Consider the following 24,001-nt stretch of genomic DNA (forward strand, 5'->3'; position numbering starts at 1 on the left):
ATCGACTGGATGGACGGGCCTAGTCTGAGGCCCGTTCCCTCCCACGCCCGGCCGTCCCCACCGGCCTTTCGATTCCATGACTGGCGAAACTGCGGCGGCCGTTGAAGGCCGTCCCTCCACTCTCGATACCGGCACCGACACCCGCATCCAGCAGGGCACCCCGGCCTTCCGCCGCACCGCGCTGGCGCTGTTCCTGGCCGGCTTCTCCACCTTCGGCCTGCTGTACACCGTGCAGCCGTTGCTGCCCGAGTTCAGCCGTCACTTCGGCGTGTCCGCCGCCGGCAGCGCGATGTCGCTGTCGTTGACCACTGGCACGCTGGCGGTGGCGATGCTGCTGGCCGGCCTGCTGTCCGACGCGTTCGGCCGTCGCCCGTTGATGATCGTTGCGCTGTTGGCGTCGGCCATGCTGTCGCTGTGCACCGCGCTGGTGGACGACTGGACCACGCTGCTGGCGCTGCGCACCCTGCTTGGCCTGGCGCTGAGCGGCGTGCCGGCGGTAGCGATGACCTACCTGGTCGAGGAAATGGACAGCCGCGCGCTGGGCTTGGCGATGGGCCTGTACATCGGCGGCAACGCCATCGGTGGCATGAGCGGGCGCCTGCTGGCCGGCATCATCGCCGACCATTGGGGCTGGCGCTGGGGCATCGGCGTGGTCTCGATCATCGCCGTGGCCAGCACCGTGCTGCTGTGGCTGCAGCTGCCACCGTCGCGGCACTTCCATGCACGTCGCGGCGGCCTGCGCCAATTGCCGTCGCGCTGGCGCACGCTGTTCGCCGACCCGGGCCTGCCGTGGCTGTTCGCCACCTCGTTCGTACTGATGGGCGTGTTCGTCACCCTCTACAACTACCTGGGCTATCACCTGCTGGCGCCGCCCTACCATCTCAGCCAGACCGTGGTCGGGCTGATCTTCAGCGTCTATCTGGTGGGTACCTTCAGTTCGGCGTGGATGGGCCAGCAGGCCACGCGCTACGGACGCGGCCGCATCCTGTCGATCTCGTTCGCGCTGATCGGCGCCGGCATCGCGCTGCTGGCGATGCCGTGGCTGAGCACGATGGCGCTGGGTATCGCACTGGTGACCTTTGGCTTCTTCGGTGGTCATTCCGTGGCCAGCAGCTGGGTTGGAAGCCGCGCCGGTGCGATGCGTGCGGAAGCCTCGGCGCTGTACCTGTTCGCCTACTACCTGGGGTCCAGCGTGCTGGGCGGTGTGGGTGGCCTGGCCTATGCAGCCTGGGACTGGCTTGGCGTGTGTGCGTTCGCCGCCGCGCTGACCCTGATCGGCGGTGGCATCGTCTGGGCGCTGCAGCAGCGCGCGCCACAGCCGGTCACGGCGTGACCCAACGCACGGTAGTGCCGGCCGCTGGCCGGCAACTACGGTGTGGCGGGTTTGCCGAGATAGAGGCGACTGTTAGTCGACTGCTCTTCCATCAGATCGCGAAAACCCCGCGCTGCGCGCGATAGTCGACTAACAGTCGACTCTACCGGCGAATGCCCCGCGCAGCAGCGTGGCGAAATTGCGGATCAACGGGGTTACCCGTTCGCGATGCCACGCCAGCTGCACTTCCGAATGGGCACCGGCATCGGCCAGCGCCACGAAGCGCGATCCTTCCACCCGGATGTGATCGCACGAAGACGGCAGGATCGCGGCGCCCAGGCCTGCGGCGGCCAGGCTGATCAGCGTCGAGGCTTCACCCGCCTCCTGCACGATGCGCGGCGTGAATCCGGCAGCCGCGCACAACGCGATCATGTGGTCATGGATGCCCGCACCGGCACTGCGGCGGAACGCCACGAATGGCTCCTGCGCGAAGTCGCGCAGCGACAGCGTGCCCTGCTTCGACAGTCTGCGCAGGGCAGGATGGTCGGCATGCACGATCAACGCCAGCGGATCGACGAACAGGCTGTGCGCCACCAGTTCCGGCGGCAGCGCACGCTTGCGGATGATGCCCACGTCCAGTGAGCCGTCGAGCAGCGCGTCGATCTGCTGCAGGGTGTTCATCTCGCTCAGCTGCAGCCGCACCTGCGGATACTGCTGGCGGTAATGCAGGATCGAACGCGGAATCTGCGGCGACAGCGGCGTGGCGCGGGTCAGGCCGATGTGCAGTTCACCCTGCTCACCGCGCTGCGCGCGCTGTACCTCATCCACCGCCGCTTCCACCTGCTGCACGATGGCGCGTGCACGTTCCTGCAGCAGCTCGCCCGCAGGCGTCAGCTGCACACGACGATGGCTGCGCACGAACAGGCGCGCACCGATCAGGTCCTCCAGCTGGCGGATCTGCTGGCTGAGCGGTGGCTGCGACATGCCCAGCCGCTCCGCCGCCTGGCCGAAGTGCAGCGTATCGGCAACAGCGAGGAAGTAACGCAGGTGGCGGAGTTCGATGGACATGCGGCCAGTTTATTCATCGTCAGCCGGAAATGAATCAGAGATGGGATCCGATCCCGTGCCGACCAACGGTCGGCACCCACCAACAGCAGCTGGCACCAACAGCAGCGACCAACTGTCGAAGGCGGGGTGGATCCGGTTGCGGGGGTGTGAGCGGCATGGATGCCGCGACCAAGCCCCCAAGGGTGAGGGCGCTTTGCTTGCGAAGCATTGCTTCGCAAGCGCCCGAACGCACAGCCGCCAGCGGCTGGGCCGGACCGCGGAGCGGGGTTTACGGCGTCCCCCGCAACCGGACCCACCCCGCCATCCCACGGAATGCCCGCTGTTGCCGTTGACGTTGCCGTTGCTTCGGCCTCTGCAGGTGCAGGGCGGCAGCCCTGCAAACCAGAACACTCCTCACCGCTCCGAATGCCCGCTCTGGTCGTAATCGCGTGGGCTGAACAACTCCGGCTGGATCAGCTCGATGAACGCCCGCGCCTGCGCCGACAGCGCCTTGCCCCGGCGCACGATCACCCCGTAACTGCGTTCCGGGAACCAGCGCTTCATCGACCGCGCCGCCAACCGCTCGCGGTCGGCCTCGTTCAGGCACAGCGCCGGCACGATCGAAATGCCCATGCCCATCGCCACGTACTGCTTGATCACCTCCCAGCCGCCGACCTCCAGTGCCACGGTGTAGGCGATGCGGTGGCGCTGGAACACCTGGTCCACCAGGCGATAGGTGATCTGCCGCTTCGGCGGCAGTACCAGCGGATAGCGCGCGATGTCGGCCAGCTCCAGCTCGCCGCCACTGGCCAGCGGATGATCGTGCGGTGCGATCAGCACCTGCTCGAAGCGGTAGGCCGGGGCGTAGCTCAGGTCGGCCGGCACATCGGTCATCGAACCGATCGCCAGGTCGGCGGCATCCTCGCGCAGCAGGTCGGTGCCGTCGGCGCTGATCGCGTTGTGCAGGGTCAGGCGCACGTCCGGGTGATGCAGGCGGAAGCGTTCGACGATCTTCGGCAGCAGGTAGAGGATGGTGGAACTGTTGGCGGCGATGTTCAGTTCGCCCGCATCCAGTCCGCGCACCTTGTCGCGGAAGCGCGCCTCCAGCCCGTCCAGGTTTTCCACCAGTGGCTGCGCCATTTCATACAGCAGCTGGCCCTCGCGGCTGGGCACCAGGCGCCGCCCGCTGCGCTCGAACAGCGGTACCCCCAGCTCCCGTTCCAGCGCCTGCAACTGAAGGCTGATCGCCGGCTGGCTGACGAAAAGTGCCTCAGCCGCCCGTGAGACCGAACCCAGGCGCACGGTCTGGCAGAACGCGCGCAGCGGCTTCAACCTGTCGGATTTGTAGGAAAAACGCGGACTTGGCGGGGTGCGTGTGCTCATCGTGTCACGAGTATTAGCACAACTTATGTAGAACATTGCAAAAACTGTTTTGCCAAATACTCCGGCCCAGCGGCACCGTGGAGTCGTTCCCCCACCGCTGGAGTCGCCCCATGTCCGCCGTCGCTTCCGCTGTTCCCACCCCTGCCAGCAAGGCTACCCCCGGCATCGCCCTGGCGACCCGCGTGGCCGGCCAGGACACCGTGCTACCGGCACCGCTGCTGGCCCTGCTGGTGTCGCTGCACCGTGCGGTGGAACCGGGCCGGCAGGCACGGCTGCAGGCCCGCCGCGAGCGCCAGGCGTTCTTCGACCAGGGCGGCCTGCCGGACTTCCGCGAAGACACCACCGCGATCCGCAACGGCGACTGGCGCGTTGCCCCGCTGCCGGCCGCGCTGCAGGACCGCCGCGTCGAGATCACCGGCCCGACCGATCCGAAGATGGTCATCAACGCGCTGAACTCCGGCGCCAAGGTGTTCATGGCCGACTTCGAGGATTCGACCTCGCCGACCTGGCGCAACCTGCTGGCCGGGCAGCAGTCGCTGGCGGCGGCGGTGCGCGGTGATCTGCAATTCACCGCTGCAAATGGCAAGCACTACAGCCTGCGCCCGTACGACGAGCAGGCGGTGCTGATCGTGCGCCCGCGCGGCTGGCACCTGGACGAAAAGCACGTGGCCATCGACGGCCAGCCGCTGGCCGGTGGCCTGTTCGACGCGGCGGTGTTCGCCTTCCACAACGCCCGCACCCTGCAGGCGAAGGACCGCGGCCCGTACTTCTACCTGCCCAAGCTGCAGAGCATGGAAGAGGCGGCGCTGTGGGAGACCGCGCTGTCGCACATCGAAGGCATGCTCGGCCTGCCGCATGGCCAGATCAAGGTGACGGTGCTGATCGAAACGCTGCCGGCGGTGTTCGAGATGGACGAGATCCTGCACGCGCTGCGTGACCGCATCGTCGGCCTGAACTGCGGGCGCTGGGACTACATCTTCTCGTACCTGAAGACCTTCCGCCGCCACGCCGACCGCGTGCTGCCCGAACGCGGCCAGGTGACCATGACCCAGCCGTTCCTGAAGGCCTATTCGGAACTGCTGATCCAGACCTGCCATCGCCGCGGTGCGCATGCGATGGGCGGCATGGCCGCGCAGATTCCGATCAACAACGATGCCGCCGCCAACGAACAGGCGATGGCCCGCGTGCGCGCCGACAAGCTGCGCGAAGTCACCGCCGGCCATGACGGCACCTGGGTTGCGCACCCGGCGCTGATTCCGGTGGCAATGGCGATCTTCGACGAACACATGCCCGGTGCGAACCAGCACAGCGTGCTGCGCCAGGACGTGCGCGTCGGCCGCGACGAACTGATCGCACGGCCGCCGGGCACCATCACCCGCGCCGGTTTCGAAGGCAACGTGGAAGTCTGCGTGCGCTACCTGGCCGCTTGGCTGGATGGCAACGGCTGCGTGCCGATCCACCACCTGATGGAGGATGCGGCCACCGCCGAGATCAGTCGCAGCCAGCTGTGGCAGTGGCTGCACACGCCGGGCCAGCAGCTGGACGACGGCACCGCGATCGACCTCGCGCTGCTGGATTCCACCCTCTCGCAGCTGCCGGCACGGCTGGGCGATACCGCCGCGCTGCCCGGTGGCGCACGCATCGGCGAGGCCATCGCCCTGCTCGGCGAACTGAGCCGCAGCGACGAACTGACCGATTTCCTGACTCTGCCGGCCTACGCGCGCATCGACTGACCGACTGCCCGCAAACCCGCCGTTTCCCTCCCCGTTGCACGCACGAACCGAACTGGAGAAAGACATGAGCAAGCTGCCCACTGCCGAACAGATCCAGCACGACTGGGATACCAATCCGCGTTGGGAAGGCATCCAGCGCAACTACAGCGCCGCCGACGTGGTGCGCCTGCGCGGCACCGTCCACATCGAGCATTCGCTGGCCCGCCTGGGTGCGGAGAAGCTGTGGGCATCGCTGCATGAGCGCGAGTTCGTCAACGCGCTGGGTGCACTGACCGGCAACCAGGCCATGCAGCAGGTCAAGGCCGGGCTGAAGGCGATCTACCTGTCCGGCTGGCAGGTGGCGGCCGACGCCAACCTGGCCGGCCAGATGTATCCGGACCAGTCGCTGTACCCGGCCGATTCGGTGCCGGCGGTGGTCAAGCGCATCAACAACACGCTGCTGCGTGCCGATCAGCTGCACCACGCCGAAGGCAAGGATGACATCGACTTCCTGCAGCCGATCGTGGCCGACGCAGAAGCCGGTTTCGGCGGCGTACTCAACGCCTTCGAACTGATGAAGGCGATGATCGAGGCCGGCGCCGCCGGCGTGCATTTCGAAGACCAGCTGGCGTCGGTGAAGAAGTGCGGCCACATGGGCGGCAAGGTGCTGGTGCCGACCCGCGAGGCCATCGAGAAGCTCAACGCCGCACGCCTGGCCGCCGACGTGCTGGGCGTGCCGACCCTGCTGGTCGCGCGCACCGATGCCGAGGCCGCGGATCTGCTGACCAGTGACATCGACGGCAACGACCGCCCGTTCACCACCGGCGAGCGCACCGTCGAGGGCTTCTACAAGACCCGCAATGGCCTGGACCAGGCGATCAGCCGTGGCCTGGCCTACGCGCCCTACGCCGACCTGGTGTGGTGCGAGACCGGCAAGCCGGACCTGGAATTCGCACGCAGGTTCGCCGAGGCGATCCATGCGAAGTTCCCGGGCAAGCTGCTGGCCTACAACTGCTCGCCCAGCTTCAACTGGAAGAAGAACCTGGACGACGCCACCATCGCCAAGTTCCAGCGTGAGCTGGGCAGCTATGGCTACAAGTTCCAGTTCATCACCCTGGCCGGCTTCCACGCGCTGAACTACGGCATGTTCAATCTGGCCCACGGCTACGCACGCCGCCAGATGAGCGCGTTCGTGGAACTGCAGGAAGCCGAGTTCGAAGCCGCCGAGCGTGGCTTCACCGCCGTCAAGCACCAGCGCGAGGTTGGCACCGGCTACTTCGATGCCGTGACCCAGGCGATCCAGCAGGGCCAGTCCTCGACCACCGCGTTGACCGGCTCGACCGAAGAAGAGCAGTTCCACGGCGGGCGCAGCGAACGCGCCGCGTGATGCGATCGTGCCGGCCGCTGGCCGGCACCCACGTGCGCCTTCGTGCACTACGGAGAAGCCGGCCAGCGGCCGGCTCTACCGTGGGCGCGAATCCGATCAGGGTGGCCAGGGAAGGGCCAGGCAACGCCGGCCGGTCGAGGGACCTGCCGGCGTTGTTGTATCGATGGAAACGCGATGAACGCATGCAGCGTCAATCCAGCGCACCCCACAGTCCGGCAACTTGGCCGAAACCCTGTGAAGGTGGCCATCAGATTGATCCGGAACGACTTTTCCGTGGACCGTGGCGGGCAGAACGGCCACCGTGCGCCTTCACACCGGGAAAGCGGACCACACGGCTCAAAATGAGATAGGGCGCACATTTTAAAGCGGTGCTATGCTCCGCGGCTCACCAGGGGACGCTGGCGGCGGGTGCAGGGAATGACCGGCAGGGGTGCGGCCGAGAACAGTGATGTGACGTCAGGTATCGCCCGGGTGGCGATGGCCGAGATCGTGCATGCGCTGCTGTCCGATGCCGAGGTCGCATTGTTCGCCAGATTTGCCCGTCCACGCAAGCTTCATGCCGGGCAGTGGCTGTTCCAGCGTGGCCACCGTGGCGAGCGCATGTACGTGATCCTGGAAGGCCAGATCGAACTGGATTTCGGCGAGGACCTGGTGATCAAGACCCTCGGGCAGCAGGAGTTCTTCGGTGAGCTGGGCCTGCTGGTGGGTGATCACCCGCGCAGCGCCAGTGCGCGCGCCCTGGTGGACTGCGAGGTGCTTGAGCTGGGGCCCGCCGACTTCCATCGTCTGGTGGAATCCGATCCGGGCCTGGTCGCCTACTTCCTGCGCCGCACGATCATGCGCGTGCTGACCAACGAACAGGCCCTGATCAGCCAGCTGCGCCGGCGCAACCATGATCTGGAAACCGCGCTGGACAATCTGTACATCACTACCCACCAGCTGACCCACACCCGTGAACTGGTGCGTACCGATGAACTGACCGGGCTGCACAACCGCCGTGGCCTCACTCTGTACCTGCAGGAATGCCGCGCCGATGGCAGTGGGCTGCCGCAGGCGCTGCTGCTCATCGACTGCGACCGCTTCAAGCAGATCAATGACCGCCATGGCCACCAGGCCGGCGATCGCGTGCTGCAGAGCATGGGCAACATCCTGCGCTCGATGGCCGGTGAGCAGGACCTGGCCTGCCGGCTCGGCGGTGACGAGTTCTGCCTGATCCTGCGTCGTGGCAACCACGAGATCGTGCAGCACGCGGCAGAGTTCATCCTCAGCGCGGTACACGGCCTGCTTGAGCGCAGCCACGGCACGCCGCACGTCAGCCTGGTCAGCATCGGTGCCAGCCTGCTGGACCCGGATGCGGGCTGGAGCGAGTGGTACGCCAGCGCGGATCGTGCGCTGTACCAGGCCAAGCGTGATGGTGGCAACTGCCTGCGTTGGGCAGACGCAGTGGACTCACCCTAGATCGGGAGACAGAGGCGATGAATGGCGACAACGGAACGTCGGCGCCGCACAACCAGCAACTGCGCGCCCTGCTGTTCACCGACCTGTGTGACTCGCTGCTGCTGGTCGAACGCATCGGCGATGTCGCTGCCGCCGAACTGTTCCAGGAACACGACCGCCTGGTGCTGGCGCTGCAGCAGCGCTGGAACGGCCAGCTGATCGATCGCTCCGACGGACTGTTCATGCTGTTCAAGCGCCCGATCGACGCGCTTGGCTTCGCATTGGATTACCAGCGTGGGCTGCAGCCGCTGGGGCAGAGACACGAGATCCATCTGCAGGCGCGGGCCGGTCTGCATGTGGGCGATGTGCTGACCTGGGAGAACAGCGCCGAGGCAGTGCGGGCTGGCGCCAAGGCGATTGAAGTCGAAGGCCTGGCCAAGCCGACGGCGGCGCGCCTGATGCAGTTGGCACGTCCGGGCCAGATCCTGCTTTCGGCGGTGGCCGAATCCATCGTGCGTCGCTCCAGTGGGTCGCTGGGCGCGATGGCTGAAGGCCTGCAATGGCGATCGTTCGGGCGATGGCGCTTCAAGGGCGTGAGCCAGCCAGCCGAAGTCTACGGCGTGCAGGCGGCGGGCATGCCCACCCCGGGGCGGCTGCGGCACACGGCCAAGGCCCGGCGTGATCTTCCGTTGTGGCGCCGACCGCTGGCGATGGCGGCGCAGGCCGCCGTACTGCTGGCCGCGGTGCTTGGCGTCTGGTTGCTGACCCGGCCACAGCCGGCCATCGCGTTCGCCGAACGCGACTGGGTGGTGCTCGGCGGGCTGCATAACCTCACCGGCAATCGACTGCTCGATGACGCCCTGGACCAGGCGTTCCGGATCAGTCTCGAGCAGTCCCGCTACGTCAACGTCGTCAGTGACGACCGCGTCGGCCGCACCCTTGAGATGATGCGGAAACCGCCGGATCGCGGTGTCCGCGAACGTGGCGATGCCGCCGCTGTGGCGGTGCGCACGGGCGCCCGCCTGGTGTTCGTGCCATCGGCGACCGATGTCGGCGGCCGAACCCGCTTCAGCGTGGAGGTGGTCGAGCCGTCGACGCTGCGCACCCTGGCCGTGGTATCCGCCGATGCGAAGGCGGGTGCGGTACTGGCGGCGGTGGACGATGTTTCGCGCCAGCTGCGCGATCGCCTGGGCGAAGAGCCCGCATTGATCCAGCGCGACAGCCAATCCCTGCCGGAGGTGACCACGGGCAGCATGGATGCGTTGCGTGCGTTTGCCTTGGGCCAGAAGCGCTACAGCCGAGGAGATTTCAACGGCGCGATGGCGTTCTTCGGGCAGGCGATCGAGGTCGATCCTGAGTTCGCCCTGGCATGGCTGGGCCAAGCCCGCTGTCGCTTCGCCATGATGAATTACCGCGATGCCCGGCGTCTGCTGGCAGAGGCCGACCGTCGATCAGGGCACCTTACGCCGCGCGAGCGCCTGTACGTGCAGAACTGGGCGCTGCAGATCAGTGATCCGGATCGCGCCACCGATGGCTGGGCGCGCATGGCGGAGCTGTATCCGGATTACATGCCTGCAAGCTACAACGCCGGTCTGAATCTTTTCCACGAGAACCGCCTTGCCGAGGCCCTGGCGCTTTCCAGGCGTGTTGCACAAAGCAGGGTCGAGCTGCCTGAGATCGCGCAGGACCAGTACGGCCGCGCCTTGCTGGCCAGCGAGCGCTACGCAGAGGCTGACATCGCGTTCAGTCGTGCCGCCGGCAATGGTTGGGAAGGTGCATTGATGCGCCAGGCGACGGTGGCGGCAGCGCGTTCCGAGTTCGAGAAGGCCAATGCGCTGCTTGCGCGGATCGATCCAGGCAACTTCCATGCTGGCAATTTCGCTACCACGATTGCGCTTGACCAAGGCGATGTCGAGGGCGCCATCAAGCTCGCCGAACAGGGAAGGATGCTTGCCGGACAGCGCCAGGGCATGGATCGGTACAACTTCGACATGCCCCTGGCCGTCGCCTACATGATGGCCGGCAGAAGGTCGAAGGCGCTGATGGTGGCGCGCGTGGCCGCGACCGCGCCGTTTGCAGAGCTGAGCGGCGAACCCGCGGTGGAGGTAGTGGATCGCCTGGTTGCAGCACACGCGGCAGCCTTGCTGGCACTGAGACTGGGCGATGCCGCACCGGCCAAGGCGGTCCAGGCCCGGATGAACGCGCTTCAGGATCTTCCTGACAGCAGCGTGTTGCGCCAGTACGTCACCCTGTTGGCCGGGCGGATGATGCAGCATGAGGGCCGGCCCCAGGCCGGGCTGGACCTGCTCGTACCGCTGCTGAAGAAGCAGCCACGCCTGCAGGTGCGGCTGGCAGTGCGTGACCTGGCGCTGGAGGCGGGCCTGAAGGATGTTGCCCAGGAGCAGACGCGTTGGCTGCGTGATCGCCCCGGATTTGCATATGCAGAAGCGCAATGCAGCTTCTGCCTGCAGGCGCTTAACGTAGTGGATGTGCGGAGGCTCATGGCGGCGCCGGCAATCGAGGCTGCCGACACCATGGCCTCGATGCCTCAGCGCAGCGTGCGCGGCGAGCCGTAACCGTCCTCAAGCATCGGCACGGAGTAGCCGGTACCACTGGTCAGCATGGCGATGATCTGCTCTTCGGCCTGTGCGATGACGTCTTTCTCCGCCAGGCAGATATTCTTGCAGCAATCCTGGACGAACTGCTGAAGGTCAGCCGGGTTGGATGGAACGTGCCCAGCCAGCAGTATCGCGGCAGCCGTGTCGGTGGCGAAGAGCTGGCGGAAGGTGTCATCGGTGGCGAGGCGCTGAACCAGCGTCCTTGCGACCGGCAGCGAGAGCGTCAACGTGGGCATTGTGTCCTGCATCCATGGAGTGTCGAGGGGCAGTGGTGATGTCGGCTTGGCCAAGCGGTTCTTGAGAGGGTAGAGCGGGAGATGTAAAGGAATCGGGTCGCGGTTCGATAACGTGGATTCACGATGAAGGAAGGGCTGATCCGATGGATGTCAGGCGCTGCGCGATCGTAGTGGTACAGCCCACCGAGCAGATCCGGTTTGAGTTTGAGGGCCTGCTGCGCGGTGGTGATGGGCTGGTGCGCACGCTTGCCTGGGAGGCACTCGCCCCCCACCTGGATGGACCGGTGGTGCTGGACGATGCGGCACAGGCACTGCTGGGAAGCCTGAGCCCAAGTGCATGGACCACGCTTGAGGCAGGGAAGGCCTGTTCACCCGCGATGGACCTGCTGATCGCCAGTGGCCTGGTGTTGACCCGCGGGCAGGATGACGATGTTGCCGCTCGTGACGAGCGGTTGCGTGCAACGCATTGGCATCCCCTGGCTGCGGTCATGCATGCCTTCTCACGCTGGGAGGATGTTGACGCCGTTCGCAACATGCGTGAATCACAGATCGAAACGGCCTCGCAGATGCGCAGGACATTGGGACCGCCGCCACCGCACGCTGCCGCTGCCGACGCTGGGTTGGTACCACTGCCGCCTCAGCAGTCCACCGATTTCGACGCACTGCTGGCGCGGCGCGTCACCTGCCGGAACTTCGATGTCACCCGATCACTGCCGCTGCCCCTGCTGAGCCAGATGCTGCAACGGGCATTCGGCAGCAGCAGCTGCCAGCGTGAGGGCGATGATCTGGTGTTCCTGAAGAAGAACGTCCCTTCGGGCGGCGGACTGCATCCTGTGGAAGCCTACGTGCTGGTGCGCAATGTCGATGGACTTGCCGCGGGCATGTATCTCTATCGAGCGCAGGGCCACGGACTGATGCCGGTTGATTGCCCCATGGCCATCGATCGCGACTTCGTGATGTCCATGGTCGGCCAGCAGCACTGGTTCGCGGATGCGCACGTGCTGCTGGTCCTGGCCCCGCGTTTCAACAGGACGTACTGGAAGTATCGCCAGCATGGGAAAAGCTATCGGGTTGTCGCGATGGAAGCGGGACATCTATCCCAGACGCTGTACCTGGCGGCCACGGATGCCGGCCTGGGAGCATTCATTACTGCAGCGATCAACGAAAAGCCCATCGAACGTGCCTTGGGCCTGGACACGATCAATGAGGGGGTACTCGCGGTCTGCGGTTTCGGATGGCGCGCATCACGGATGACGACCAGCGAACTGGACCCTGCAGGCACGATCTGGAACCTTGAAGACCGCGCGGGCTGACCCCGCGCGGCCTCTGCTGCATCACGCCGCTTCGAAGTCCACCAGTACCGCGCCATCACCCACCTGGTCGCCGGCCTTGGCGCGATAGCCCTTCACCGTCCCATCCGCCGGTGCCTGCAGGGTGTGCTCCATCTTCATCGCTTCCAGCACCACCAGCGGCGTGCCGCGCTTGACCTCGGTGCCGGCCGCGACCAGTGTCGCGACGATCCTGCCCGGCATCGGCGCCAGCAGGCTGCCGGCATCGGCCACGGCGTGGTCCGATTCGCCCACCGGATCGTGCAGGGTGAAGCGGTGCTGGCCGTCGGCGCCGAACAGGTACAGCTGGTCACCGTCGCGCAGCAGCTGCAGCGACCAGCGGCGTTCGCCCAGCTGCACGGTAAGATGCTGCGCATCGGCTGTGCCGATCACCTGAACCGGCGCGGCGTCATCGCGCTGCACGCGCCAGCCATCGGCCTGTGCCCACACTTTGAGCGTGTGCTTGCGTTCGCCCTGCTGCAGCGGCAGCACGCGCGGTGCCGATGCGCCGAGGCGCCAGCCATCCTGGACCTGCCACGGCGAATGCGGATCGCGTGCGTCGATGCTGGCACCGGCAGTGCTTGCAACAGCGGCCACGGCGGCCAGCTGCCACAGGGCGTCATCCGTGTCGCCCACTGCACTCAATGCCGCCTGTTCGCGTTCGATCAGCGCGGTATCCAGCCTGGCCTGCGCGAACGAATCGGTATTCACCAGCCGGCGCAGGAAGCCGGCATTGGTGGTCACGCCTACCACCTGGCAGTCGGCCAGCGCCTGGCTCATGCGGCGCAGCGCGGCATCGCGGTCCACGTCCCAGACGATCAGCTTGGCAATCATCGGGTCGTAGTACGGGGTGATGCTGTCGCCTTCCTCCACGCCGGTATCCACGCGCACATGGGCCGACGGGATTGGCAGGCGCAGGCGGCGCAGGGTGCCGGTGGAGGGCAGGAAGCCACGGTCGGCATCTTCGGCATACAGGCGCGCTTCGATCGCGTGGCCGTGGATGGCCAGCTGCTCCTGGCGCAGCGGCAGCGGCTGGCCCGAGGCCACGCGCAGCTGCCATTCCACCAGGTCGGTACCGGTGATGTACTCGGTGACCGGGTGCTCGACCTGCAGGCGGGTGTTCATTTCCATGAAGTAGAAATCGCCGTCCGGGCCGGCGATGAACTCCACCGTGCCCGCACCTTCATAGCCCACCGCGCGCGCGGCATCGACCGCCGCCTTGCCCATCGCAGCACGACGTTCCGCGCTCATGCCCGGGGCCGGCGCTTCTTCCAGCACCTTCTGGTGGCGGCGCTGCACCGAGCAGTCGCGCTCGAACAGGTACACCGCGTCACCGTGGCTGTCGCCGAATACCTGGATCTCGATATGGCGCGGGCGCTCGACGTACTTCTCGACCAGAACGTGTTCGTTGCCGAACGCCGAGGCCGCCTCGCGCTGGCAGCTGGCCAGCGCATCGACGAAGTCCTCGCTGCGCTCGACCTTGCGCATGCCCTTGCCACCGCCACCGGCGCTGGCCTTGATCAGTACCGGGTAGCCGATGGCGTCGGCCTGCGTGCGCAGGAAGTCCGGTGCCTGCTGGTCGCCGTGGTAGCCCGGGGTCAGCGGTACGCCGGCCTTGGCCATCAGCGCCTTGGCCGCGCTCTTGTCGCCCATCGCGCGGATGGCGCTGGCCGGCGGCCCGATGAAGGTGATGCCGGCGGCGGTGCAGGCATCGGCGAAGTCGGCATTCTCGGACAGGAAGCCGTAGCCGGGGTGGATGGCCTGCGCGCCGGTCGCGCGTGCCGCGTCGAGCAGCGCATCGCCGCGCAGGTAGCTATCACGCGCGGCGGCCGGACCAATGCGGATGGCTTCGTCGGCCAGGCGCACGTGGCGCGCGTTGCGGTCGGCATCGGAATACACCGCCACGGTGGCGATGCCGAGGCGGCGGCAGGTGGCGATGACGCGACAGGCGATTTCGCCACGGTTGGCGATCAGGACTTTGGTGAACATGGCAACGGGCTTCATGGGAGCGTGCTCGGTCATGGCATGGATTACATGCGGAACACGCCGAAGCGCGTCTGCTGCGGGGCGGCGTTGAGGCTGGCCGACAGCGCCAGGGCCAGCACCCGGCGGGTGTCGGCCGGATCGATCACGCCGTCGTCCCACAGGCGCGCGCTGGCGTAGTACGGGTGGCCCTGCTGCTCGAACTGGTCGCGGATCGGCGCCTTGAACGCGTCTTCCTCCGCAGCCGGCCACTGGCCGCCCTTGGCTTCGATGCCATCGCGCTTGACCGTGGCCAGCACGCTGGCGGCCTGCTCGCCGCCCATCACGCCGATGCGTGCGTTCGACCACATCCACAGGAAGTTCGGCGAGTACGCGCGGCCGCACATGCCGTAGTTGCCGGCGCCGAACGAACCGCCGATCACCACGGTGAACTTGGGAACCTTGGCGCAGGCCACCGCCATCACCAGCTTGGCGCCGTCCTTGGCGATGCCGCCCTGTTCGTACTTGCGGCCGACCATGAAGCCGGTGATGTTCTGCAGGAACACCAGCGGAATGTTGCGCTGGGTGCACAGCTCGATGAAGTGCGCGCCCTTCAGGGCCGACTCGGAGAACAGGATGCCGTTGTTGGCGATGATGCCGATCGGGTAGCCGTTCAGATGCGCGAAGCCGGTCACCAGCGTCGCGCCATAGCGCGGCTTGAATTCGTCGAAGCGCGAGCCATCGACCAGGCGCGCGATCACTTCGCGCACGTCGTAGGGCTTGCGCGTATCGGCCGGGATCACACCGTACAGTTCGTGTGCCGGCAGCAGCGGTTCTTCGCTGGCCTGCACCGCCATCGCCGGTTCCGGCTTGCGCCAGTTCAGCTGCGCGATGATCGCACGCACCCGTGCCAGTGCCTGCAGATCGTTGTCAGCCATGTGGTCGGCCACGCCGGATATGCGCGTGTGCACGTCGGCGCCGCCCAGTTCCTCGGCGGTCACTACTTCACCGGTGGCCGCCTTCACCAGCGGCGGGCCGCCGAGGAAGATCGTGCCCTGCTCGCGCACGATCACCGTCTCGTCGCTCATCGCCGGCACGTAGGCGCCACCAGCGGTGCAGCTGCCCATCACGCAGGCGATCTGCGGAATGCCCTGCGCCGACAGGTTGGCCTGGTTGTAGAAGATGCGGCCGAAATGGTCACGGTCGGGGAAGACTTCGTCCTGCAGCGGCAGGAACGCGCCGCCGGAATCGACCAGGTAGATGCACGGCAGGTGGTTCTGTTCGGCAATCTCCTGCGCGCGCAGGTGCTTCTTCACCGTCATGGGGTAGTAGGTGCCGCCCTTGACCGTGGCATCGTTGGCCACGATCACGCACTCCACGCCGCTCACCCGACCGATGCCGGCCACCACGCCGGCGGCCGGCACGGCGTCTTCGTACATGCCATGCGCGGCCAGCGGCGCGATTTCCAGGAAGGCGCTGCCGGGGTCGAGCAGGGCGTCGATGCGGTCACGCACCAGCAGCTTGCCGCGTGCGGTGTGCTTGGCGCGTGCGGCTTCGCTGCCACCCAGCGCGGTGCGCGCCAGGGTGGCGTGCAGATCGTCAACCACGGCCTGCATGGCCGCGCGGTTGGCTTCAAAGGTATCGCTGCCCGGTTGCAGCTGGCTGTTCAGGACGGTCATCGCGGTGGCCTTACAGGGTGCGCTGGAACAGTTCGCGGCCGATCAGCATGCGGCGGATCTCCGAGGTGCCGGCGCCGATTTCATACAGCTTGGCGTCGCGCCACAAGCGGCCGGTCGGGTATTCGTTGATGTAGCCGTTGCCGCCCAGGATCTGGATCGCCTGGCCGGTCAGCCAGGTGGCCTTCTCGGCGGCGTACAGGATGGCACCGGCGGCGTCCTGGCGGGTGGTGCGGCCCTGGTCGCAGGCGCGCGCCACGGCATAGACATAGGCGCGGCAGGCGCCCAGGCCGACGTACATGTCGGCGATCTTGGCCTGGATCAGCTGGAAGCTGCCGATCGCCTCACCGAACTGGTGGCGCTCGTGCACGTACGGCATCACCACGTCCATCGCCGCGGCCATCAGGCCCAGCGGGCCGCCGGACAGCACAACGCGCTCGTAGTCCAGGCCGGACATCAGCACGCGCACGCCACCACCGACCTGGCCCAGCACGTTTTCTTCCGGCACTTCGCAGTCCTGGAACACCAGCTCGCAGGTGGGCGAGGAGCGCATGCCCAGCTTGTCCAGCTTCTGCGCGGTGGAAAAGCCCTTCATGCCCTTCTCGACCAGGAACGCGGTGATGCCCTTGGCGCCGGCGTCCATGTCGGTCTTGGCATAGACCACCAGCACGTCGGCATCCGGGCCGTTGGTGATCCACATCTTGTTGCCGTTGAGCACGTAGCGGTCGCCGCGCTTGTCGGCGCGCAGCTTCATCGACACTACGTCCGAACCGGCACCCGGCTCGCTCATTGCCAGCGCGCCGACCAGGCTGCCGTCGCACAGGCCGGGCAGGAAGCGCTGCTTCTGTTCTTCGTTGCCGTTCTTGCGCAGCTGGTTCACGCACAGGTTGGAGTGCGCGCCATAGGACAGGCCGATGCCGCCGGAGGCACGCGAGATTTCTTCCATCGCCACCACGTGGGCCAGGTAGCCCATGCCGGTGCCGCCGTATGCTTCTTCCACGGTGAGGCCGAGCAGGCCCTGTTCGCCCAGCTTCGGCCACAGGGCCAGCGGGAACTGGTTGCTGGCATCGGCCTCGGCGGCCAGCGGTGCGACCTCGGCGGCGGCAAAATGGGCCACGCTCTGGCGCAGCAGGTCGATGTCTTCGCCAAGGTCGAAGTTCAGGGATGGCACGTGCATTGTGGTGGCTCCACGACGGGATGGCAGGAAATGGACGCACCCGGCGGGGGAGCGGGCGGCGGTCTGCAGGACCGCTGCCCGCACGGGCGATTGGACCCAGCGTAGCGGGGTTCGGATAAGAAGTGAATACAAATTCAAAAATTGAAACCAGAATCAAAACATGGCCTACAAACGCTCTGCACTGATGGAAGAACGCCTGGCCGGGGCCCGTGAACGGATCCTGCTGGCCACTCGCGAGCTGGTCGCCACCGGCGGCTGGCGCAATGCCCCGGTGACCGCCGTGGCAACCCAGGCGGGGGTATCCACCGGCCTGATCTATCGCCATTTCCCGTCCAAGGCCGAGCTGTTCGTGGAGGTGCTCAACGCCGCGGTGGCCCACGAGGTCGCGATCATGGAGCGCATCGCCAGTGGTCCGGAGGTGGCCAGCGAGCGCCTGCGGCTGGCGATCACCGCCTTCGTTCGCCGCGCCCTGGCCGGGCCGGGGCTGGCCCATGCCTTCATCGTCGAGCCGGTCGACCCGGACGTGGAAGCCGAACGCATGCGTGGCCGTCGTGCCTTTGGGGATGTCTTCCTGCGGCTGGTGGAGGAGGGCGTGGCCGCCGGCGAGCTGCCGGCGCAGGACGCGCATGTGGCCGCCGCCTGCCTGGTCGGCGCCTTCACCGAGGCGATGGTCGGCCCGACCGCACCCAGCCGCGAAGCGCACCGCGACGAAGACGCGCTGGTGGATGCGATCTGCAGCTTCTGCCTGCGCGCGATCGGCGCCCGGTAACGTGGTAGAGCCGGCCGCTGGCCGGCTTCTGTTGCTGGGGTCAGATCCCTTCTGCGCCGCAAAAGGGATCTGACCCCAGCCCCCGGCATGTTGCGCCGCACCAGCAGTGACGCCTGTTGTCGCACGCAAAGCGCGTTCTATACTCGGTCCATCACGCAGTCGCTCAGCCGTGGTCCAACGACTATCAGCCAGGGGTAACGAAGAGTGCGGAATTACGATCTGGAGTTCCTGAAACGCTTCTCCATGGTGATCGCGCTGCTGGCGACCATCACCCTCGGCCTCATCCTCCTTGCCGCCTACATCCACACCCGGATTCCGCCCGAGGTGTCGCCGACGGCGGCCAAGCGCACCGAACAGCGCATTTCGCCCACCGGCGCGGTCTATGCCGGCAGCACCGGCGCCGCCGCGCAGGCAGCGGCCAAGGCCGCCGCGCTGGCCAAGGCCGCGTCGCAGGTGGCGTACGGTGGCACCAAGGACGGCAAGGTCATCTTCGACAACCTGTGCACCGCCTGCCACACCACCGGCGTGGGCATGGCGCCGACGCTGGACCATTCGCACTGGGACAAGCGCATCGCGCAGGGCAAGGACACCCTCTACAAGCACGCCATCGAGGGCTACACCGGCCCGGATGGCGGCATCATGCCGCCCAAGGGTGGCAACCCGGCCCTGACCGAGGAACAGATCCACGCCACCGTGGACTGGATGCTGGGCAACCTGAAGTAAGCGCCGGAACGGCCAAACCGCGAAACGGCGGAAACGTCGAAACATGGAACCGCCGAACGGGATGGCGGAACCGCGGAACATGGAACGGCCGAATGGGATGGCGGAATCGCGGGAAGGGGGTAGAGTCGACTGCTCTTCCCAACGCCACCGAAAAAGCCCGCGCTGCGCGCGATAGTCGACTAACCGTCGACTCTACCCGCCGGTCGCCCCAATCGCCGCGGTCGTTCTCCGTCTGCCGCCGGCGGCTTTGCCGGCCAAGGCCAAAACCGCGCGCGTCGCTGGGGTTTCGCATTTCAAGGTTAGTCTGTGCGCCTCTTCCATGGAGTCGCCCGTCGATGCGCCGCCGTTCCCTCGCCCTTGCCCTGTCCCTGCTGCTGCCGGCCGGCGCCTTTGCCCAGCCGCAGGCCGCACCGGTCACGTCGCCCTCCGCTGCGCGCGGCAGCGCCACCGTGGTGCTGACCGCCGCGCCGGCCGACTGGCGTGCACTGGATGGCCAGCGCGTGCGCATCGCCGCACCGCTGACCCTGGCCGGTACCGACGGCCTGGAGCGCTTCGGCCAGCTCACCGTGGCCTTCGATGGCCGCCTCTGGCAGCCGACCGAAGTGGCCACGCCGGGCACTGCCGGCTATGAGCAGGTGAGGGCCGACAACCAGCGCCGCCGCCTGGTGCTGGAAGATGGCAGCGATGCCCGCGACCCGGCCAGCGTGGCTTACCTGCCGGGCAACCCGGTGCTGCGCACCGGCATGCAGCTGCGCGATGTGCAGGGCATCGTGCGCATGGACGCGCAGGGCCATCCGCGCCTGCAGGTCGAAGGCGCGCTGAAGCTGCCGGAACTGAAGCGCCCGGCGGTGCCGACCGTGCCGGGCAGCCTGCATGTGGCGGCCTTCAACCTGGAGAACTTCTTCAACGGCGACGGCCAGGGCGGTGGCTTCCCGACCCTGCGCGGCGCACGCACGCTGGAGGAACACAAGGCGCAGGTGGCCAAGCTGGTCACCACGGTCAACGCGCTGGGCGCCGATGTCGCCGCGCTGATGGAACTGGAGAACGACGGCTACGGCCCGCAGTCGGCCATCGCCGAACTGGTCGATGCGCTCAACCGCGACCGTGGCGCGCAGGGCGACTGGCGCTTTGTCGACGCGGGCAACGGCCCCGGTGACAACCCGATCCGGGTCGGCATCATCTACCGCAGCGCGCGCCTGCAGCCGGTGGGCAAGCCGGCCACGCTGACCGGTGGCCCGTTCGTCGAGCACAGCCGCGTGCCGCTGGCGCAGGCCTTCCGGGGCAAGCAGGGCGCGCCGTTCGTGGTGGTGGCCAACCACTTCAAGTCAAAGGGCTGCCGCGACGCCGCCGGTGCCGACGCCGACCACAACGACAACCAGGGCTGCTGGAACGCCACCCGCGTGACCTCGGCGCAGCAGCTGCACGCCTGGCTGCAGACCGACCCGACCGGTACCGGTGCAAAGGACGCGGTGCTGCTCGGCGATTTCAATGCCTACGCGATGGAAGACCCGATCCGCACCCTGCATGACCTGGGCTGGCAGGACGCGTTCAAGGTCGCCAAGGTCGAGCATCCCTACAGCTACGTCTACAACGGCTATACCGGCCGCCTCGACCACGCGCTGCTGAGCCCGGGCATGGCCAAGCGCCTGCGCGGTGCCGCCGAGTGGCACAGCAATGCCGACGAACAGGATGCCAGCGGCTATCAGGGCCGCAACGTGCAGGGCCCGTGGCGCAGCTCCGACCACGACCCGCTGTTGTTGGGTTTCGACAGATAAGGTTCGGCGGGGATCTGCTCTGGGAGGGACCTTGATCGGCACGGATCCTGCCGTTGCTTTTGATCTTCCAGTCCGTCTTCAAGCGAGCCGAGCATCGCAGGTGAATCAGGGGCGAAGAGGCGCCGATGTTTGAGCGCAGCGAGTTCGGCGCCGTCCCCTGGTTCATCGAGAAGCGCAGGGTACCGGTGCACAGCACCGGCTCGCGGCTGGCGGCGCGTTTCTTTTGGTTACTTTTCTTTTCGCGCGAAAAGAAAAGTGACATCCCACCGCGGGCGCGGAAATGGCCCTCCGCAACCAACGCTCACCCCCAGGCGATCAACCCGATCGCCAGCACCGCCAGCGCCAGGCCGGCGCGGTTCCACTTCGTGGTGGCCTCGCCGAAGGCGAACACGCCTACCAGCGCGCCCAGCACCACCACGCCGATGTTCATGCCGGCGAACACGGTGGCCGGGTTGTCCGGCATCGACTGGTGGGCGTGCACATAGAAGAGGATGTTGCCGCCATTGAGCAGGCCCAGCAGCGCACCTGCGCCGAGGTTGCGCCAGGCCAACCGGCTGCGGCCACTGGCGTGCCGCCACAGCTGCAACGCCAGCATCAGCACGAAGGCCACGCTGAAGCTGGCCAGCACCGCCGCCATCGACGGCGTGCCGGACAGCGCCACCTGCTTGAGCAGCACGTCCACCACCGCGAAGCCGGCCCATACCGCCAGCAGCCAGCCCCAGCCACCGGGCGAGGACGCCACCGCCGGTCCGCGCGGGCGCAGGCTGATGGCTACCATCGCCAGCAGGCCCAGGCCAAGCCCGGCCAGCTTCCACGGCGTGGCGGTCTGGCCGAAGAACAGGAAGGCTGCCGCCAATGACAGCAGCAGCGACAGCCGCTGCGCCACATCGCTGCGGACGATGCCGGCCACCGCCACCGCGCGGCCCAGCACCAGGAAAATCGAGGGCAGCACCACCGCCAGCGCCAGCAATGACAGCCACGGCGCGTGCGGCGCGCGCAGCGCATCCAGTGGCGGCCGCAGCACCACGGCGGTGAGCGTTGCCGCCACCAGATAGTTCCAGGTGACCATCTGCGAAACATCCAGCTGGCGGCGTCCGGCCACCTTCAACAACACCGAAACCAGCACGCTGCAGATCACGGCCAAAGACAGGTAGAGCATGGGACGGGCACAGGGCAGGGGCGGGGGACGGTATCATGGTGCCATGCACAAGCACTCGTTCCCCGTCGCCCCCGGCGAAACCGCCTGCCTCGAACTGGACGGCCCGGCCGGCCCGCTGGAAGTGGTCGTCGACCTGCCCAAGGCCGATGTGCCGGTGCAGCCGATCGTGGCCATCATCTGCCACCCGTTGTCCACCGAAGGCGGCACCCTCCACAACAAGGTGGTCACCATGACCGCCACCACCCTGCGCGAGCTGGGCATCGCCACGGTGCGCTTCAACTTCCGCAGCGTGGGTGGTTCGGCCGGTGAGTTCGACCATGGCGTGGGCGAGCAGGACGACCTGAAGGCCGTCGCCGCCTGGGTGCGCAGCCAGCGTCCGGACGACCGCCTGTGGCTGGCCGGTTTCAGCTTCGGCGCGTTCGTTTCACTGAAGGCCGCGGCCGAGTTGCAGCCGGAAGCGCTGATCTCGATCGCGCCGCCGGCCGGCCGCTGGGACTTCGACGGCATCGCACCGCCGGCCCGTTGGCTGGTGATCCAGGGCGAGCAGGACGAGATCGTCGACCCGCAGGCTGTCTACCAGTGGCTGGACTCGCTGGATTTCCCGCATGAGCTGGTGCGCATGCCCGAGACCAGCCACTTCTTCCACCGCAAGCTGATCGACCTGCGCGGCGCGCTGACCCACGGCGTGAAGCACTGGCTGGGCGCGGCGGCATGAGTGCAACCGAGCTGACCCCGTCGCAGCGGTACGCGGAAGGGGTTGCCCGTGGCGACTGGCAGAACGACCCGGCCCAGCATGCGGCGCTGGCCGAGCTGGACCGCATCCACCTGGGCCTGCTGGACAGTGCCGAGGACGGTTGGCTGGACCGCCTGTCCTCGTTCTGGAAGAAGCCCGAGCCGGTCAAGGGCCTGTACTTCTGGGGCGGCGTCGGCCGCGGCAAGACCTTCCTGGTCGACCTGTTCTACGACGGGCTGCCGATCAAGCAGAAGTACCGCACCCACTTCCATCGCTTCATGCGCAGCGTCCACGAGCGCCTGCGCGAGCACCAGGGCCAGAGCGACCCGCTGGCGAAGATCGCCCAGGAATGGCGCAGCAACCTGCGCGTGCTGGTGCTGGACGAGTTCTTCGTCACCGACATCGGCGATGCGATGCTGCTGGCGCGGCTGCTGGAGCGCCTGTTCGCCGAGGGCGTGACCCTGGTCACCACCTCCAACACCGCAGTGGAGAACCTGTACCTCAACGGCCTGCAGCGCGAGAGCTTCCTGCCGGCCATTGGCCTGCTGCAGCGCTTCTGCGTCGAGCTGTATGCCGAAGGTACCGAGGATTACCGCATGCGCGCGCTGACCCGCTCGCCGGTATACCGCGCACCGCTGGCGGCCGACAGCGATGAGTGGCTGGCCACACGCTGGAACGAGCTGAGCGGCGGCCAGCCGGCCAAGCCCGGCAACATCGAGATCGAGGGCCGCAAGATTCCGGTGCGTGGCCGCGGCAAGAGCATTGCCTGGTTCGATTTCGCCGCGCTGTGCGAAGGCCCGCGCGGGCCCTCGGATTACATCGAGATCGCGCACGAGTTCAACACGGTGCTGCTGGGCGGCATTCCCGCCTTCGACCGCCTGAACGAAGATGCCGCGCGCCGCTTCGTCAACCTGATCGACGAGCTGTACGACCGCCACGTCAACCTGGTCTGCACCGCCAGCACCTCGCCGATCGAGCTGTACACCGGCCAGCGCCTGCAAGGGGCGTTCGAACGTACCGCCTCGCGCCTGATCGAAATGCAGAGCGCCGAGTACCTGGGCACCCCGCACCGGGCGTGAGGGGGCCTGCGGGCGTGCGTTGCCGGCCAGCGGCCGGCACGACCCCCCTGGGATTCCGGTAGCGCCGGCCGCTGGCCGGCAATGATCGGGGGGAGGGCGCAACGGCGTTTCCCTGCGGCCGCTGCTCCGGCCTGGCCGACACATGCAGCCTCGGGTCGCTGCCCGGCGGGCGGTCCCGGCGTCCACCGGATTCCCACCGGCTGCCCACCACCTGTCCACAGGGTTGTCCCTAGCCAGTTTCATCACTGTCATGTGAAGCTGTCATTGTTCCGTTTTCGCGGTGCGTTGTACCACCGCAATGACGTCTTTCGGGCTTGACTGCGCAGCCCGTTCCGGCAGGTCTGAAGCGTCTGATCCGGACGCCGGTGGCACGATCCTTGCGGCGCAAGGGATTGCCGAATTTCACTACATTTGGCGTTGACGGGCCCCATCACCCCCACTATCTTGTGGCCGTCGGTCGCAGCAACCCCAATTCCAGGGATGCCCGG

At 67.3% G+C, this 24,001-nt stretch carries 18 protein-coding genes; 11 read left to right on the forward strand and 7 right to left on the reverse strand.

From position 1 onward, the window contains the following. Positions 1-76: 76 nt before the first annotated feature. The gene (locus JLDANKMP_RS18955; RefSeq protein WP_212561845.1) at positions 77-1,333 is read left to right on the forward strand and encodes an MFS transporter; all 1,257 of its coding nucleotides are present in this window, start codon (positions 77-79) and stop codon (positions 1,331-1,333) included. Positions 1,334-1,462: 129 nt separating this feature from the next. On the opposite strand, the gene JLDANKMP_RS18960 is transcribed toward JLDANKMP_RS18955, so the two are convergent. Beyond that, the gene (locus tag JLDANKMP_RS18960) at positions 1,463-2,380 is read right to left on the reverse strand and encodes a LysR family transcriptional regulator (protein ID WP_005411915.1); all 918 of its coding nucleotides are present in this window, start codon (positions 2,378-2,380) and stop codon (positions 1,463-1,465) included. A 393-nt stretch (positions 2,381-2,773) separates the two neighbouring features. Continuing rightward, on the reverse strand, positions 2,774-3,742 hold the full coding sequence (locus JLDANKMP_RS18965) for a LysR family transcriptional regulator (protein WP_005407651.1): 969 nt from the start codon (positions 3,740-3,742) through the stop codon (positions 2,774-2,776). A 110-nt stretch (positions 3,743-3,852) separates the two neighbouring features. On the opposite strand from JLDANKMP_RS18965, the gene aceB reads away from it, so the two are divergent. The 4 genes from aceB (at position 3,853) to JLDANKMP_RS18985 (ending at position 10,854) form a co-directional block, all read left to right on the forward strand. Beyond that, positions 3,853-5,475: a malate synthase A gene (aceB, locus tag JLDANKMP_RS18970; protein WP_005411917.1), complete on the forward strand. Its 1,623-nt coding sequence runs from the start codon at positions 3,853-3,855 to the stop codon at positions 5,473-5,475. A 64-nt stretch (positions 5,476-5,539) separates the two neighbouring features. Further along, complete coding sequence (gene aceA, locus JLDANKMP_RS18975) at positions 5,540-6,841, forward strand: isocitrate lyase (RefSeq protein ID WP_005407653.1); 1,302 nt, start codon at positions 5,540-5,542, stop codon at positions 6,839-6,841. 417 nt (positions 6,842-7,258) lie between these two features. Continuing rightward, the gene (locus tag JLDANKMP_RS18980; protein WP_024956231.1) at positions 7,259-8,299 is read left to right on the forward strand and encodes a GGDEF domain-containing protein; all 1,041 of its coding nucleotides are present in this window, start codon (positions 7,259-7,261) and stop codon (positions 8,297-8,299) included. 17 nt (positions 8,300-8,316) lie between these two features. Next, positions 8,317-10,854: a putative peptide modification system cyclase gene (locus tag JLDANKMP_RS18985; RefSeq protein WP_212561846.1), complete on the forward strand. Its 2,538-nt coding sequence runs from the start codon at positions 8,317-8,319 to the stop codon at positions 10,852-10,854. Here JLDANKMP_RS18985 and JLDANKMP_RS18990 read toward each other — a convergent pair. Beyond that, positions 10,827-11,132, reverse strand: a complete 306-nt coding sequence (locus tag JLDANKMP_RS18990; protein WP_005407656.1) for an NHLP-related RiPP peptide — start codon at positions 11,130-11,132, stop codon at positions 10,827-10,829. The two genes, JLDANKMP_RS18985 and JLDANKMP_RS18990, sit on opposite strands and share 28 nt — an antisense overlap. A 143-nt stretch (positions 11,133-11,275) precedes the next feature. Between JLDANKMP_RS18990 and JLDANKMP_RS18995 the strand changes: the two genes are divergently transcribed. Beyond that, positions 11,276-12,445: a putative peptide maturation dehydrogenase gene (locus tag JLDANKMP_RS18995; RefSeq protein WP_212561847.1), complete on the forward strand. Its 1,170-nt coding sequence runs from the start codon at positions 11,276-11,278 to the stop codon at positions 12,443-12,445. A gap of 21 nt (positions 12,446-12,466) precedes the next feature. Here JLDANKMP_RS18995 and JLDANKMP_RS19000 read toward each other — a convergent pair whose 3' ends face one another. Genes JLDANKMP_RS19000 through JLDANKMP_RS19010 form a run of 3 tightly spaced genes read right to left on the reverse strand, consistent with a single transcriptional unit; the run spans position 12,467 to position 17,275 of the window. Then, positions 12,467-14,449 (reverse strand): acetyl/propionyl/methylcrotonyl-CoA carboxylase subunit alpha, encoded by a 1,983-nt coding sequence (locus JLDANKMP_RS19000; protein ID WP_212561848.1) that lies wholly within the window; start codon positions 14,447-14,449, stop codon positions 12,467-12,469. A 41-nt stretch (positions 14,450-14,490) separates the two neighbouring features. Next, the gene (locus JLDANKMP_RS19005; protein ID WP_212561849.1) at positions 14,491-16,101 is read right to left on the reverse strand and encodes a carboxyl transferase domain-containing protein; all 1,611 of its coding nucleotides are present in this window, start codon (positions 16,099-16,101) and stop codon (positions 14,491-14,493) included. Between the two features lie 10 nt (positions 16,102-16,111). Further along, the gene (locus JLDANKMP_RS19010) at positions 16,112-17,275 is read right to left on the reverse strand and encodes an isovaleryl-CoA dehydrogenase (RefSeq protein WP_005407660.1); all 1,164 of its coding nucleotides are present in this window, start codon (positions 17,273-17,275) and stop codon (positions 16,112-16,114) included. 160 nt (positions 17,276-17,435) lie between these two features. Between JLDANKMP_RS19010 and JLDANKMP_RS19015 the strand changes: the two genes are divergently transcribed. The 3 genes from JLDANKMP_RS19015 (at position 17,436) to JLDANKMP_RS19025 (ending at position 20,542) form a co-directional block, all read left to right on the forward strand. Continuing rightward, positions 17,436-18,044 carry a TetR/AcrR family transcriptional regulator gene (locus JLDANKMP_RS19015; protein WP_005407661.1) on the forward strand — a complete coding sequence of 203 codons (609 nt, stop codon included), beginning with the start codon at positions 17,436-17,438 and terminating at the stop codon, positions 18,042-18,044. Positions 18,045-18,248: 204 nt separating this feature from the next. Beyond that, the gene (locus tag JLDANKMP_RS19020; protein WP_005407662.1) at positions 18,249-18,767 is read left to right on the forward strand and encodes a c-type cytochrome; all 519 of its coding nucleotides are present in this window, start codon (positions 18,249-18,251) and stop codon (positions 18,765-18,767) included. 335 nt (positions 18,768-19,102) lie between these two features. Continuing rightward, on the forward strand, positions 19,103-20,542 hold the full coding sequence (locus JLDANKMP_RS19025; RefSeq protein ID WP_212561850.1) for an ExeM/NucH family extracellular endonuclease: 1,440 nt from the start codon (positions 19,103-19,105) through the stop codon (positions 20,540-20,542). Between the two features lie 301 nt (positions 20,543-20,843). On the opposite strand, the gene JLDANKMP_RS19030 is transcribed toward JLDANKMP_RS19025, so the two are convergent. Then, on the reverse strand, positions 20,844-21,701 hold the full coding sequence (locus JLDANKMP_RS19030; protein ID WP_212561851.1) for an EamA/RhaT family transporter: 858 nt from the start codon (positions 21,699-21,701) through the stop codon (positions 20,844-20,846). Positions 21,702-21,744: 43 nt separating this feature from the next. Between JLDANKMP_RS19030 and JLDANKMP_RS19035 the strand changes: the two genes are divergently transcribed. Both JLDANKMP_RS19035 and zapE read left to right on the forward strand, forming a co-directional pair. After that, positions 21,745-22,416, forward strand: a complete 672-nt coding sequence (locus JLDANKMP_RS19035) for a CocE/NonD family hydrolase (RefSeq protein WP_049460816.1) — start codon at positions 21,745-21,747, stop codon at positions 22,414-22,416. Then, entirely contained in the window at positions 22,413-23,513 is a 1,101-nt protein-coding gene (gene zapE / locus JLDANKMP_RS19040; protein WP_059034176.1) for a cell division protein ZapE, read from the forward strand. Before JLDANKMP_RS19035 ends, zapE begins: the two co-directional genes overlap by 4 nt. The last annotated feature ends 488 nt before the right edge of the window (positions 23,514-24,001 follow it).

This window comes from Stenotrophomonas sp. PE591 (assembly GCF_018320795.1).
Lineage (GTDB): Bacteria > Pseudomonadota > Gammaproteobacteria > Xanthomonadales > Xanthomonadaceae > Stenotrophomonas > Stenotrophomonas maltophilia.